This is a genomic window from Amycolatopsis sp. A1MSW2902 (assembly GCF_017312175.1).
Taxonomy (GTDB): Bacteria; Actinomycetota; Actinomycetes; order Mycobacteriales; family Pseudonocardiaceae; genus Amycolatopsis; species Amycolatopsis nivea.
Window position 1 is genome coordinate 6615670 of record NZ_QJPO01000001.1, and the last position, 14033, is coordinate 6629702.

14 protein-coding genes are annotated in these 14033 nt (G+C 68.4%); 4 read left to right on the forward strand and 10 right to left on the reverse strand.

Annotated elements, in window-relative coordinates; translation table 11 throughout:
• Positions 1-41 precede the first annotated feature (41 nt).
• The 5 genes from tuf to DMP23_RS30580 form a co-directional block, all read right to left on the reverse strand.
• A complete protein-coding gene (gene tuf / locus DMP23_RS30560) occupies positions 42-1235 on the reverse strand; it encodes an elongation factor Tu (RefSeq protein WP_037816270.1) in 1194 nt (397 codons plus the stop codon).
• Between the two features lie 166 nt (positions 1236-1401).
• On the reverse strand, positions 1402-3501 hold the full coding sequence (gene fusA / locus DMP23_RS30565) for an elongation factor G (protein WP_037816271.1): 2100 nt from the start codon (positions 3499-3501) through the stop codon (positions 1402-1404).
• Positions 3502-3564: 63 nt separating this feature from the next.
• Positions 3565-4035, reverse strand: coding sequence for a 30S ribosomal protein S7 (gene rpsG, locus DMP23_RS30570; RefSeq protein ID WP_007031033.1), 471 nt, complete (start codon positions 4033-4035; stop codon positions 3565-3567).
• Positions 4035-4409 (reverse strand): 30S ribosomal protein S12, encoded by a 375-nt coding sequence (rpsL, locus tag DMP23_RS30575; RefSeq protein ID WP_003102113.1) that lies wholly within the window; start codon positions 4407-4409, stop codon positions 4035-4037. The genes rpsG and rpsL overlap by 1 nt, the downstream gene beginning before the upstream one ends.
• 802 nt (positions 4410-5211) lie before the next feature.
• Positions 5212-5364 carry a hypothetical protein gene (locus DMP23_RS30580; RefSeq protein ID WP_101436018.1) on the reverse strand — a complete coding sequence of 51 codons (153 nt, stop codon included), beginning with the start codon at positions 5362-5364 and terminating at the stop codon, positions 5212-5214.
• Positions 5365-5447: 83 nt separating this feature from the next.
• Between DMP23_RS30580 and DMP23_RS30585 the strand changes: the two genes are divergently transcribed.
• Entirely contained in the window at positions 5448-5927 is a 480-nt protein-coding gene (locus tag DMP23_RS30585; protein ID WP_443111299.1) for a GNAT family N-acetyltransferase, read from the forward strand.
• On the opposite strand, the gene DMP23_RS30590 is transcribed toward DMP23_RS30585, so the two are convergent.
• The 5 genes from DMP23_RS30590 to DMP23_RS30610 form a co-directional block, all read right to left on the reverse strand.
• On the reverse strand, positions 5920-6405 hold the full coding sequence (locus tag DMP23_RS30590; RefSeq protein ID WP_037816272.1) for an MmpS family transport accessory protein: 486 nt from the start codon (positions 6403-6405) through the stop codon (positions 5920-5922). The two genes, DMP23_RS30585 and DMP23_RS30590, sit on opposite strands and share 8 nt — an antisense overlap.
• Positions 6406-6469: 64 nt before the next feature.
• Entirely contained in the window at positions 6470-6703 is a 234-nt protein-coding gene (locus DMP23_RS30595; RefSeq protein WP_037816273.1) for a hypothetical protein, read from the reverse strand.
• An 18-nt stretch (positions 6704-6721) separates the two neighbouring features.
• The gene (locus DMP23_RS30600; protein ID WP_337823228.1) at positions 6722-7135 is read right to left on the reverse strand and encodes a hypothetical protein; all 414 of its coding nucleotides are present in this window, start codon (positions 7133-7135) and stop codon (positions 6722-6724) included.
• A 41-nt stretch (positions 7136-7176) separates the two neighbouring features.
• Positions 7177-8937 (reverse strand): hypothetical protein, encoded by a 1761-nt coding sequence (locus DMP23_RS30605; RefSeq protein WP_037816275.1) that lies wholly within the window; start codon positions 8935-8937, stop codon positions 7177-7179.
• Between the two features lie 59 nt (positions 8938-8996).
• On the reverse strand, positions 8997-10859 hold the full coding sequence (locus tag DMP23_RS30610) for a hypothetical protein (RefSeq protein ID WP_199817854.1): 1863 nt from the start codon (positions 10857-10859) through the stop codon (positions 8997-8999).
• 634 nt (positions 10860-11493) lie between these two features.
• On the opposite strand from DMP23_RS30610, the gene DMP23_RS30615 reads away from it, so the two are divergent.
• The 3 genes from DMP23_RS30615 to DMP23_RS30625 all read left to right on the forward strand — a co-directional run bounded on the left by DMP23_RS30615 (position 11494) and on the right by DMP23_RS30625 (position 14027).
• On the forward strand, positions 11494-13008 hold the full coding sequence (locus DMP23_RS30615) for a hypothetical protein (protein WP_337823229.1): 1515 nt from the start codon (positions 11494-11496) through the stop codon (positions 13006-13008).
• Positions 13009-13128: 120 nt separating this feature from the next.
• Positions 13129-13710: a YbaB/EbfC family nucleoid-associated protein gene (locus tag DMP23_RS30620; RefSeq protein ID WP_238608646.1), complete on the forward strand. Its 582-nt coding sequence runs from the start codon at positions 13129-13131 to the stop codon at positions 13708-13710.
• On the forward strand, positions 13707-14027 hold the full coding sequence (locus tag DMP23_RS30625) for a hypothetical protein (RefSeq protein WP_337823230.1): 321 nt from the start codon (positions 13707-13709) through the stop codon (positions 14025-14027). Before DMP23_RS30620 ends, DMP23_RS30625 begins: the two co-directional genes overlap by 4 nt.
• Positions 14028-14033: the final 6 nt, after the last annotated feature.

Sequence of the window (14033 nt, forward strand, 5' to 3'; positions counted from 1 at the left end):
TGAACTCGGGGGTGTATTGACCCGAATTCAGGGCGCCGACGTCACTTGTTGATCTTGGTAACCTGGCCCGCGCCGACGGTCCGGCCACCCTCGCGGATGGCGAAGCGCAGACCCTCGTCCATGGCGACCGGCTGGATCAGCACGACGCTGATGTCCGTGTTGTCGCCCGGCATGACCATCTCGGTGCCCTCGGGGAGGGTCACGACGCCGGTCACGTCCGTGGTGCGGAAGTAGAACTGCGGGCGGTAGTTGTTGAAGAACGGGGTGTGCCGTCCGCCCTCGTCCTTGGACAGGATGTAGACCCGGCCCTCGAACTCGGTGTGCGGGGTGGTGGTGCCCGGCTTCACGACGACCTGGCCGCGCTCGACGTCCTCGCGCTTGATGCCGCGCAGCAGGAGGCCGACGTTGTCGCCCGCCTGGCCCGAGTCGAGCAGCTTGCGGAACATCTCGACACCGGTGACGGTGGTCTTGGTCGACTTCTCGCGGATACCCACGATCTCGACCTCTTCGTTGACGTTGACCTGGCCGCGCTCCACGCGACCGGTCACGACGGTGCCGCGGCCGGTGATCGTGAAGACGTCCTCGATCGGCATCAGGAAGGGCTTCTCGAGCTCGCGCACCGGGTCCGGCACGTTGTCGTCGACGGCGTGCATCAGCTCGAGCACGGCGTCGGCCCACTTCTGGTCGCCCTCGAGGGCCTTGAGGCCGGAGACGCGCACGACCGGCGCGTCGTCGCCCGGGAACTCCTGCGAGGACAGCAGCTCGCGGACCTCCAGCTCGACGAGCTCGAGGATCTCCTCGTCGTCGACCATGTCGGCCTTGTTCAGCGCCACGACGATGTAGGGCACGCCGACCTGGCGGGCCAGCAGCACGTGCTCGCGGGTCTGCGGCATCGGGCCGTCGGTGGCCGCGACCACCAGGATCGCGCCGTCCATCTGCGCGGCACCGGTGATCATGTTCTTGATGTAGTCAGCGTGACCGGGGGCGTCCACGTGCGCGTAGTGACGCTTCTCGGTCTGGTACTCGACGTGCGAGATGTTGATCGTGATACCGCGCTGCTTCTCTTCCGGCGCGTTGTCGATCTGGTCGAACGCACGGGCTTCGTTCAGCTCCGGGTACGCGTCGTGCAGAACCTTGGTGATCGCCGCGGTCAGCGTGGTCTTGCCGTGGTCGACGTGACCGATGGTGCCGATGTTGACGTGCGGCTTGCTCCGCTCGAACTTCGCCTTCGCCACTGGAATGTCCTCCTGGACTGGATTTGCTTTGTGCTCGCGGGGCAGCGTGGCTGCCGCCCCGCGCTGTGTTTGACGCCGCCTCCGCTGAAAAAAGTACGTCGGCGGGTTCCTTCGTCGTTGCTGCGGACGTTCAGGAGAGTCCCTTAATGCCCGCGAGCGGAGGGGATTACTCCCCCGTCGCCTTCGCGATGATTTCCTTCGCGACGTTCGCGGGAACCTCGGCGTAGGAGTCGAACACCATGGAGTAGTTCGCCCGGCCCTGGGTACGGGACCGCAGGTCGCCGACGTAGCCGAACATCTCCGACAGCGGGACCAGTGCCTTCACGACACGGGTACCGGCGCGCTCCTCCATGGCCTGGATCTGGCCACGGCGGGAGTTGAGGTCGCCGATCACGTCACCCATGTAGTCCTCGGGAGTCGTGACCTCGACGGCCATCATCGGCTCGAGGATGACCGGGCCTGCCTTCTTCGCGGCTTCCTTCATCGCCATGGAACCGGCGATCTTGAACGCCATTTCGGAAGAGTCGACCTCGTGGTACGCGCCATCCAACAAGGTGAACTTCAACCCGACGAGCGGGTAGCCGGCCAGCACGCCGTACTGCATCGCGTCCTGTGCGCCCGCGTCGACCGACGGGATGTACTCCCGCGGCACGCGGCCACCGGTCACCTTGTTGTCGAACTCGTAGAGAGCACCGTCGGTGCGCTCGAGCGGCTCCAGCTTCACGATGACCTTCGCGAACTGGCCGGAACCACCGGTCTGCTTCTTGTGGACGTAGTCGAGCTTGTCCACGGTCTTCTTGATGGTCTCGCGGTAGGCGACCTGCGGCTTGCCGATGTTCGCCTCGACCTTGTAGTCGGACTTCATCCGGTTGACCAGCACCTCGAGGTGCAGCTCGCCCATGCCCGCGATGATCGTCTGACCGGTGTCCTCGTCCAGGTTGACCTGGAACGTGGGGTCTTCCTCGGCGAGCTTCTGGATCGCCAGGGAGAGCTTCTCCTGGTCGGCCTTGGTCTTCGGCTCGATGGCCACCTTGATGACCGGGTCCGGGAAGGTCATGGACTCGAGCACGACCGGGTTCTGCGCGTCGGCAAGGGTGTCACCGGTGGTGGTGTCCTTCAGGCCGATGACCGCGTAGATGTGGCCGGCCAGAGCCTCGTCGACCGGGTTCTCCTTGTTGGAGTGCATCTGGAAGATCTTCCCGATGCGCTCCTTGCGCTCCTTGGTCGCGTTGACGACCTGGGCGCCGGAGGCGACCTTGCCCGAGTAGACCCGGATGTAGGTCAGCTTGCCGAAGAACGGGTGCGCGGCGATCTTGAACGCGAGCGCGGAGAACGGCTCCTCGGTCGTCGCGTGCCGGGTGACCGGGGTCTCGCCGTCGGGCAGCAGACCCTCGACCGGCGGCACGTCCAGCGGCGACGGCAGGTAGTCGATGACCGCGTCCAGCATCGGCTGCACGCCCTTGTTCTTGAACGCGGAGCCGGCGAGCACCGGGAACGCCTCGCGGGTGACGACCAGCTTGCGGATGCCGCCCTTGATCTCGTCCTGGGTCAGCTCTTCGCCCTCGAGGAACTTCTCCATCAGCGCGTCGTCGGTCTCGGCGACGGCCTCGATCAGCTTCTCGCGGTACTCGGCCGCGCGGTCGGCCAGCTCGGCCGGGATGTCCTCGACGGAGTAGTCGTCGCCCTTCTGCACCTCGCCGCGCCAGACCAGGGCCTTCATCCGGACCAGGTCGATGACGCCCTCGAACTCGTTCTCCGCGCCGATCGGCAGCTGGATGGCCAGCGGCCGGACGCCGAGACGGTCCGAGATGGTCTGCAGGGTGTAGTAGTAGTCCGCACCCAGCTTGTCCATCTTGTTGACGAAGCAGATGCGCGGGACGTCGTACTTGTCCGCCTGCCGCCAGACCTGCTCGGACTGCGGCTCGACGCCTTCCTTGCCGTCGAAGACGGCGACCGCGCCGTCGAGCACCCGCAGGTTGCGCTCCACCTCGACGGTGAAGTCGACGTGCCCGGGGGTGTCGATCAGGTTGATCTGGTAGTCGTTCCAGAAGGTGGTGGTGGCAGCCGAGGTGATGGTGATGCCTCGCTTCTGCTCCTCCTCCATCCAGTCCATCGTGGCGGCGCCGTCGTGGACTTCGCCGAGCTTGTAGTTGATCCCGGTGTAGAACAGGATCCGCTCGGTGGTGGTGGTCTTACCGGCGTCGATGTGCGCCATGATGCCGATGTTGCGGACCTTGTTGAGGTCGGTCAGCACTTCACGTGCCACGAGAATGTTCCCCTGTCTCGAACGTGGGGCCCGGCATGGCTTCTATCGGCAGCCGGGCGGTCATCACCAGCGGTAGTGCGCGAAGGCCTTGTTGGACTCGGCCATCTTGTGCGTGTCTTCGCGACGCTTGACGCTGGCGCCAAGGCCGTTGCTCGCGTCCAGCAGCTCGTTCTGCAGCCGCTCGATCATCGTCTTCTCGCGGCGGGCCTGCGAGAAGGAGACCAGCCAGCGCAGCGCCAGCGTGGTGGAGCGGCCGGGCTTGACCTCGATCGGCACCTGGTAGGTGGCGCCACCGACGCGGCGGCTCTTCACCTCGATGGTGGGCTTCACGTTGTCGAGCGCGCGCTTCAGCGTGACGACCGGGTCGGTGCCGGTCTTCTCGCGAGCGCCTTCGAGAGCGCCGTAGACAATGCGCTCGGCCAGGGACCGCTTGCCGTCCTTCAGCACCTTGTTCACCAGCTGGGTGACCAGCGGGGAGGCGTAGACGGGGTCGGAGATCAGCGGCCGCTTCGGCGCCGGACCCTTGCGAGGCATTAGCTCTTCTCCTTCTTCGCGCCGTACCGGCTGCGCGCCTGCTTACGGTTCTTCACACCCTGGGTGTCGAGCGAACCGCGGATGATCTTGTAGCGAACACCCGGCAGGTCCTTGACCCGGCCACCGCGCACGAGCACCATCGAGTGCTCCTGCAGGTTGTGGCCTTCGCCCGGGATGTACGCGGTGACCTCGATACCGCTGGTCAGCTTCACACGAGCAACCTTGCGCAGGGCCGAGTTCGGCTTCTTGGGAGTCGTGGTGTACACGCGGGTGCACACGCCACGACGCTGCGGGCTCCCCTTGAGGGCCGCGGTCTTCTGCTTGGCAGCCTTGTCCTGGCGGCCCTTGCGGACCAGCTGCTGGATCGTGGGCAATGGACCAGCTTCCTGTCGTGATCTTGCTTCTTCGTGTCTTCACCGGTCCCCGCGGTCGGGCGTGTCGGCCCGCGTCACGGTCTCGCGACCGGTAACTTCCCGGAGGGATTTTCCGTCGGAACCCCACGTGGCGAGGCCGGTGAACCGGGTGCAAAAGCACCCCGCTCATGCCCAACGGCACGCGGAGCGGCCCGACGCCTGCCGGGCACGGTCTCCAAAGATACCCGTCCACTCGCGGAGCGGTCCGGGCGGGGGGTCGCTACGGTCGCCGACCGGTCATCGTAACCCCAGATCGGGGCCTTGGGACGGCACCGCGCGGGACTTCCCGAGATGCAGAACGCGGGGCTCGGCGACGCTATTCCCAGCCGGGTTCCCGCGGTCAGAGCGCACTTCGGTTCGCATGCCGGGACGGGGCGACCAATGAATGGACGCGCGCCGGGCATCGCTCGCCGACCGCCGCGCCGGGATTCGCAGCGGCGTTAAGAACGCGAGAGAAATTCTTCAGCGGCAAGAAGAAGAGCCGCTGGGTGTTCCACAATGGACCTCGCCCGGGGTGACAAGCACCTCACCGGAGACGGCGCCCGCCTCAGGGCTGGGCGGAGCCGCGAAACCGGCCCGGCGGTGTGCACCCGCCGGGCCGGGGTCAAACCTTGTCGGACCGGGCCGCGGGTCAGTCCTCGCCTGGGACCGGGCCGCGGGTTAGTCCTCGTCCGGGCCGGGGCCGAGGGTCAGTCCTCGCCTGGCCGGGTCGATCCTCGTCCAGGCCGAGCCGGAGATCAGTCCCCGTCCGGCCAGCCGCGGGTCAGTCCTCGTCCGGCTTCGCGTGGTCGGGCTTGCCCGGGTTCGGGTCGCGCGACAGATCGATCAGCGGGTGCACTCCAGCCCCCTCCGGCGCGGCATGGCTGCCGCCGGTCTTCTTGTCCCCCGGCTGGTCGACGTTCTCGCTGCCGTCCATGTCGCCTCCTCGTTCGGTTCCCCTGCCGGACTGCACGGTACCTGCCGGGGAAATCGGTGGACGGACTCCCCAAGATGAGGGACGTGGACTGGAAGATCAGCGAAATCCCGGCCGAACACCCCGACGCGACGGCGATCCTGCGCGAGTACATGGACGAGGTGGCGTCGCGGTATTACGGCCGTCCGGCCACGCCCGCCGAGGTGGACGAGGCGCTGGCCGACGAGCCCGCCGACGGCCTCGTCGCGCCGACCGGGGCCTTCCTGATGGCCTATCGGGACGGGAAACCGGCCGGTTGCGTCGGGGTCCGCGTGGTCGAGCCGGGGCTGAGCGCGTTGACGAAGGTGTACGTGCGCCCGGAGCACCGCGGGCACGGCGGCGGGAAGCTGATCGTCACCGCGGCCGAAGCGGCGGCGAAGCGGCTGGGCTCGGTCCGGATGCGGCTCGACACCCGGGACGATCTGGTCGAAGCACGCGCGCTGTACGCGTCGATGGGCTACGCGGAGGTCGAGGCGTTCAACGACGACAAGTACGCCGAGCACTGGTTCTCGAAAGACCTCAGCTGAGCCGTCCCGCGCAGCTGGCGACCTCGCCGTCGGCGGCTTTCGCGGACCGCGCCAGCACGCCGTTCACCGAGATCCGGCATTCGACCGCGCCGCTCGACTGGCCCATCAGCTGCACGGTCGGCGCGACGGCGGACTTCGGCCAGGTCAGGGTCTTGCGCCAGGGCAGCGGCACGGACAGTTCCTGGTGCACCAGGCCGAGGCCGTTGTCGTCGTAAACGACGGTGGCGGTGCCGGAGCCGGCGAGTTCGTAGGTGATCTGCCAGCTGGACGGAGCGGGCGCGGCCGGCGCGGTGGACGTCGTCGGGGCCAGGGTGCGGGTGACGGTGCGGTCCGGGGCGCGCTGCGGCACGGCCGCGGTCGGCGTCGAGACGGCGACCGGGGCGGGCGCGGGGTCGTCGCCGAGGATCACTACTGCCGCGGCGACGGCGGCCACCGCGATCCCGGCGATCGCGAGCCGGCCGATCAGCTGTCTGTCCATGGTCCTTCTTTCCGGGGTCCGCCGGCGGTTCCCGGGGACGAGGGGAACCACCGGCGGGGTCGGGTCAGCCGGGCAGGATCCGGCCGGGGACGCCGTTCAGCGACTGGATCAGGCCCAGCACGGGCACGCCGAGCGGCGCGAACGTCCAGATGTTGTTCAGGTTCGACGTGTCCGGCTCGTCGACCACGACGACACCGGGCTGGTCCTGCGTGGCGGCCAGCGCGGGAGCGGCGGCGCCGAGCACCGCGGCTCCGGCGAGCGCGGTGGCTGCCGCGGCGCGGACGACTGTCTTCTTCATGGCTTTCTCCTTCAGTGCTCAGGAAACGGCGGTGACGAGGTTGAACACCGGCGCGAGGAGCTGCGCCGGGGCTTGGGTGGTGGGGCCGAGGAGGCTGCCCGCGTCGAGGCCGGGGACGACCCAGATCGACGGGTTGCCGCCGCTCGGGGCGCCCGGGAGGCCGGGGAGGCTCGGGGTGGGCAGACCGCCGGTGGGAAGCGCGGGCAGGCCGCCCGTCGGCAGGGCTGGAAGGCCGCCCGTCGGCAGGGAAGGCAGGCCACCGGGGAGACCGGCAACGGAGGATCCCGGAGCGGCGGCCTGACCAGCGGCGACCGCGGGCTGGGCGGGAGCGGACGCGTCCGGGGTGGCGGCGCTGGCCGCTCCCCCGCCGAATCCGGCGAACGCCCCGGCCGCGGCGAGCGGCAGCAGGATCCGGGCGGCAGTGCGTTTCATCAGGGGTTTCCTTTCTTCGGGGTACTTCGGGGAACTGCGGGTCAGCGGAGCGCGCCGCTGATCGGGACGATGGTTCCGTCGGGGATCCACTGCCCGGCGTAGTCGCGCGCGGCCTGCATGCCGGGCGCGTGCGGTTCGTTCGGGTACATCGGCATCGCGTTGACCTGCGCGGCCGCGAACAGCTGCACCTCGCCGTTCACCGCTGTCCACTGTGGACCGAGCCAGGTCCGGAAACCGCCCAGTGACGGGCTTTCTCCGCCGAAGCTGTTGCCGACCGCCACCGCGTAGCTCACCGCGAGCTGGTCGCGCGGGTCGAAGCGCAGCGGCATGGCCGCGCTGGCCACGGTGTTGACGATGGGTCCGTTGAGCAGCCACGGCGCGAGATACAGGCCGAACTGGTGCGTCGGTTTGAGCCGCTGCGACTCGGCGGCGCGGCTCATCGCGAGGTACCCGTCGCTCCAGCCGGAGACGACCACCAGTGCGGTGTCCGCTGCCGCGTCCGGGCGCACCGGCAGCCCGACGCGAGCGGCGGTTTCGCGGACGAGCTGGGCGGCTTGCACCCCGCGCGGCGACTTGTCCTCAACCAGTGTGATCGCCGACGGTTTCCGCGAGGCGAGGAATTCGACCAGCTTCACCAGCGAACCGCGGTCCTCCGGCGACAACGCGTCCGCCGGGCAGCTGGTGAGCACGTCGCGTTTCTCCGCCACCAGACCGCCGAGCGCGGCTTCCGCGCATTCCGGCGCGTCGGCGTCCGACACCGCCGGGCCCGCCTCGGTGCCCGCGTCGACGTCGACCGTGGTGGTCGCTTCGCCCTTGTGCACGACGAGAGTGCTGCGTCCGGGCGGAAGGTCGACCTCGGCCCAGCTGCCTTCCGCACCGGCGCGCGCCGCCGCAGTGGTCACGGTCCCGCCCTCGACGCCGGTGGACAGGTCCGTGCCCGCGCTCGCCGGGAAGTGCACGAGGTTGCGTCCGGGCCGTTGCGGACTGACCAGCACCGGCACGGTCGCGCCGCCGACGGTCGCGTCTGCCAGCAGCGGTACTCCGGGCACCGGCAACGGCGCTGGCTGCGGCACCGCGGCGAGCGCACTCCACGCGACGAAACCGAGCGCGACCCCGGCGACGCCGTAGCGGTAACCGCGAATGGAAGCGTTGCGGGACAACAAGATTGCCGACACGACGGTGACCGTGGCGGGCAGCAGGACCACCACGATCAGCGAGATGCCGAAGAGTGTTTCGTACAGCCGTCGGTCGAAGGCGACGCCGGAGACGCCGAGCTGCACGACGCCCGCGAGCGTCAGCAGTCCGGCGAGGCTGACCGACAGCGGCCCGACGCGCAACGGCGTCGAGCGCCACTCCTCCACCGGCACCCACGCCGACAGCAGCGTCACGCCGAACCACAGTGCAGCCGCGGCGACGTACACAGTGTCGATGGCGAAGGAGATACCCGTGCCGTCGACTGAGGTCTCCAACACCACGAGTACGACCAGCGCGAGCGAAGCCCAACGGCCCGCCGAGGGCCACCGAAGCAGCACCGGCACCGCCAGCGCGAGCACGATGTGCACGATCAGCGCGACGAGGTTGACGTCGACCGTCGCCGCCGACACCGCGGCCAGCACCGCCGAGCCGACCCCCAGCGCGCCGGTGGTGAGCCACAGCTTGCGCGGCAGCGGGCCGACGAGCGGGCGCAGAATCCCGGTACCGGCGAGGAATGCCGTCGCCAGCAGCAGTATCAGCCGCAGCACCAGCGCGGCACTGTCCACCCCGGACGATCCGGTGGCGGCCGGAGTGACGTGGTGATCCATGGAGACCTTCTTCGGGAGAGTCCCGGCGCGCGGACGGGCGCCCGCGCGCCGGGAACGAGTTACTTCACGTTCTGGTCGGCGACCACGAACAGCTCGGAGTGCGGCTTGGCGTTGCCGAAGTCCCCGTGCGGCCACGACTTCCGGTTGAAGTTGATGCCGACCTGGCCGGTGAACTCGTCGCGGAAGTTCGCGTCGACCGCGACCTTCCCGTCCGGCGACAAGTTCAGCAGGTTGACCTTGTGGTCACCGTCCAAACCGGACCGGGCGACGAAGTAGTTCGACACCGCGATGTGCTGCGGCTGCTGGGTTTCGTGGTAGAAACCGTCCTGGCCGAGCGCGAAGTTGTCGTACGCGCCCCAGTGCGGGCCTGCCCCGGGCACGCCCGGGTTGATCGGCGCGGAGCCGACGACGGTCGGCAGGTCTCCCCCGCCGCCCTGCTGGGCTTTCTCCACGGTGTCGACGCGGCCCTTGATGTCCTCGACCTTGTCGCCCGCCGCGACCAGCTTCTGGATGTCGAGCACGTACACGCCGCCGGTGGTGCCGGGGTCGTCCGGGCCGAGCGCGCCCTTCTGCCTGCCCTGCACCGCGTGGTACAGGAACCGGTCGTCCGGGCTGGTCTGCAGCCAGCCGCCGTTGGAGCTGGCCCCGTTGGAGTCGTTCTGCGAGTAGATCGGCTTGCCCGCGGTGCCGTCGTCGAACACCTCGATCCAGTGCGGGTCCTTCGCGGTGATGTCCGGCGTGTAGAAGATCGCGCCGCCCTGCATCGTCTCGGCGAACGCGCCCTTGTGGCCGGGCAGGTTCGTCACCGTGGTCTCCATGACCGCGCGGCTTTCCGAGTGCAGCGGGTCCGCCGGATTCGCCCGCGGGCCGTCTTGCAGATAGGACACCGCTTTCAGCTTCGGGTGGTTGCGGTCGGAGATGTCCCAGGTGCGGATCGTCGGACGGCGCAGATACGGCGACGGCTGCTTCACCGGGTCGAGAATGATGTTGCGCGGTTCGGCGTAGTCACTGGTGACGAGGGTGTTGAGGTCCTCGCGCGCCTGCACGCCGTGCGGGTTCGCGCAGGACGGTTTGCCCAGCTGCGGCAGGTTGTCGCACAGCTTCGCGTTGTCGCCCTGCGGGGTCGCCGCCGGATTCTGCGACAGCACCTGCGCGTTCTGGTCGAAGTGCACGACCTCGCCCGGACTGCCGGCGAAGCCGTTGCCGATCTGCGTGGAACCGTCCTGGTACGCGTACGGACCGGGCACGACCGGCCCGCCCATGTACGTGCCGTACGCGGTGCCGTCCTTCAACACCCAGTACGCGTCCGGCACGGAACCGCCGAGCGTCTGCGTCGGCAGGCTGATGCCCTTGAGCTTCAACTGCGGCAACGCGCTGACGTCGAACGCGTACGTCGCCGCGGCGAACAACGCACCGGCGTAGATCGTGTCGCCCTTGTGCCACACGTACTGCATGTGGTGCGGCTCGTTCTCGACAAGCGGCCCGACGGTCGCGGTGTTCACCACCTTGCCGTACGTCGGCGATCCCTGCGTCGCGTCGATCACCGCGAGGAAATCGGGACCAGGCAAGGCATTCTTGACTTTGCCGAGACCGCCGCCGAGCGATCCCGGCAGGTTTTTGACGTCCTTCACCGCGGTGTCGGCGATGTTCTCGTCGCCCGCCCAGACCAGCAGCCACTTCTTCGGCGTGCCGTCCGCCGAACGCGCTTGCGCGGCAAGGTCTTTGCCCACCAGGTGGTTCTGCACCCAGTACTGCTTGCCGTCGGAGGCGGTTTTGGCGTCGGTGACCACTTGGACGTCGGCGTAGGCGCTGGTGCTGGACCCGGTGTAGGTCACCGCACCGATCGCGAGCGCGACCGCGCCGGCGACGGTCAGCGCTTTCCGCCATCGGGGCGGGGCGCCCGAGGAGGAGCTGAATCGCATTGTGTCTCCCTGTTCGTGTTCCCGTGAAGCGCCCGCGAAGGCACTTCTTTCCCCGTTCTCCGGGCAGCATGAAACCCACCCGGAACGGGAAAAGCGGTTATCCCCTCGGGCCACAGAAACCCGTTGCGGGGCAAGAGAAATCAGCCAGCCGAACGCGGCCGGAAGAAAAGGTCAGGAATTCCTACACAGCGCGCTGGCCTGCTGACGCAGATCAACGTGCAGGCGCCACACGAGGGCAACCGGAATGGACATGCGCGAAATACTCTGGCGAACCGCACGCACTGTCAATGCGGTGATCAATCGTGGGATCGTCGACCGAAGGGGTGAATATCCCACGAACTGGGCCGACTTGCCCGCCCCTCGCCCTGACATCCGGCCGAAGCGGCGGCGCTGACCTGCGATGCTCCGTTCGGCCCAAAGTATGTTCGGCGCTTCGGCGTCCGAGGTGGGGCTGTTCGCCCGATATGTTCGTTACCTTTTCGTGATCGAATCCCGGGAACTCTGGCCTCTTCTCGCCGACGGAGCCGCACGAACCGGTACGAAACGGCATACTCCGCTCCGGGGCCGAGGGTGCCAAGAACCCTCGGCCGACGACGGCGAAGAACCCCGCGACAACCTCGACCTGGGCGAATAGATGGCTGAACCGCTTCCCTGGTACATCGTTCTCGGCTTCCTGGCCTCGTTCGTCCTGCTCTGGATCGCGGGCCGGACCGAGGGCGGCGGCACGGTCACGTCGGCGATCAGCAACATCGCCTGCGGCCTCGTCTTCCTCGGCACGACGCTGACCTGGTTCACCGTCAGCATGGAAGTCCGCGCGCCCCTGGCGGTGTGGATCGCGCTGCCGGTGGCGTTCGTCGCCTTCGTGCTCTGGCAGTCCTGGCGGCAACGCGATTCGCTCCGCCGCCTCGGCGTCACGAACGAGGCGACCTTCGGGGTGCTGCCGAAGCGAGGCCGCACCGTGGCGTTCGACCAGCAGGACAGCCTGTCGCTGCGGCGAGTCCTCGAGCTCGAGCATCAGGGTCATCGGCTGCTCGGCGTCGGATACCCGCTCAGCGAGCCGGACACGGTCACCGACCGGGCCACCGACCGCGTCGGCGGCATCTACTCGATGATCGAACTGCGGATCCCGGCCAGCCCGGCCCTGCTGATCACGCCGCGGGTCGGCGCGTTCGAACCGGACTACAGCACCCCGTTCGAGGACGCCCGGATCACCCGGATCCAAGTCGGCACCCCGAAGCCGCCGGGGAAGCCGCAGGAGTTCCTGGCCGAGGAGCTGCAGAGGTTCGCGGTGGATCCCGAATTCGACCGCCGTTTCGAGGTCACCACCGAGGATCCGGAGTTCGCCGCCAAGGTGCTCACCCCGGAAGTGCGCGAGCTGATCCTCAACGACCTGTGGTTCCGGGTCCACGAGGTCGTGTTCGACCGCGACGCGCTCTGGACCGCGGAAGCGGACGGGCTGAACGAAGACCGGCTGCTCGGCAACGCCCGCCACCTCGCGATCTTCGCCGCGGCTGTCACGCCGAACCTCTGGCGCGACACCGAGTTCTCCCGGGTGACCGCCCGCGCCGAAACCGGCTACGACCTGTGGTTCGGCCAGCGCCGCGGCTTCGTGCGGAACCGGGTGAATCGCTACCGCGAATCGATGGACCGGCAGCCGCTCGCCCCGACGACGGTGCTGACGCGCTCGCTGCTCGCCACGGCCATGGTGGTGGGCGGTCTGCTGCCGATCGCCAACGGCTTAGCCACCGCCGCTGGCCTCTCCGCGGAAGTCCCGCTCACGGTCCTCGAATCCGACAGGGGCGACACGGGCCATGCCTGTGGCGCCAACCGCACGCAGATCTGCGGCAGCAGGTCGCCCGCGGTCCGCGGTACTTACCAGCTCGACGGCCGGACGCACGAGGTCGTCACCAGCTGGTCCTCCGGCGAACTGCCCGAACGCGGCGACGTCGTCGACGTGCGGATCGGCCCGATCTGGTGGTACACGGTCTTCCAGAACACCACCGCCGTCGTGACGACCATGCTCGGCGCGCTGGTCCCCCTCCTTCTCGGGTTGCTGTTCTTCAAGACGATCTTCCGGCCGCGCGCTCCCCGGCGGGTCCGCATCCTGCGCGAGATCAGGGAATCCCGGCAGGTCGGGTCCCCGTCTTAGCGAGCCGGATTGCTGACCTGCGGCAATCCGGCGCCGCGGATTCCGCACTCTTGAAGCACGAAGCCGACAGAAGCGGCATAATCCCGCACATCAGCGAGGTGCAGGGAAGGTGTGACCGCCGTGTCCGAAGAGATGGACCGACTCGTCGCGGAGTTCGAGAAGTTCCAGACGAAGCTCAAGCAGGCCGAAGCGCAGTTCGCGAAGGTCGGCGACATGCAGGAGGAACTGAACGCGCTCGAAGCGCAGGTGACGTCGCCGGACCGGTCGGTCACCGTGGTCGCGGGCCCGAGCGGTTCGGTCAAGGACCTCCGGCTCTCCCCCGACGCGTTCCGCCAGCAGCCGGACCAGCTGGCGTCCACGATCCTGGCGACGCTGCACCAGGCCGTCGCGGAATCCGCGCGCAAGCAGGCCGGGATCGTCGACGAGCACGTGGGCACGGCCTTCGGGCTGAACGTGTCCGAGCAGGTTCTCGAAGCGCAAGCCGCGGGCATGGGAACCACGGTGGAGGAATTGGAGTCCAACCTCCCGGAGGCGCAGCCGCAGCGGCCGGCCGCGCCGGTTCGCGACGAGGAGGACTTCGCGAACAACAACCTGCTTCGCGCTGAGCAGCAGCCGGCGCAGGCCGCTCCGCCGCCGCCGTCCGCTTCGGCGGGCGACCAGTTCCTCAAGAACTTGTTCAACGACGAGGAGGACCACCGATGACCCACAGCGTCGTCACGACGGCCATCACGAAGTACTCCACCGGGCTCGACCACTACAAGAGCGAGGCGGGCAAGTTCAACGGCCTCGTGGGCCAGGCCGACGTGGGCGACAAGTCGTGGGGCCTGATCGGGCTGGTCGCCAAGCAGACCTACACGAGCAAGCTCGACGAGCTCAAGCAACTGCTCGAGGCCATGAAGAGCAGCGTCGAGGTGTTTCAGGACAAGCTCGGCAAAGCCGCGGAGATCTACGACGGGCACGAGAAGGACACCGTCATGACCTTCGGCAAGTTCGACGCGAAGATCGACGGACCGCTCTGAGCAAGG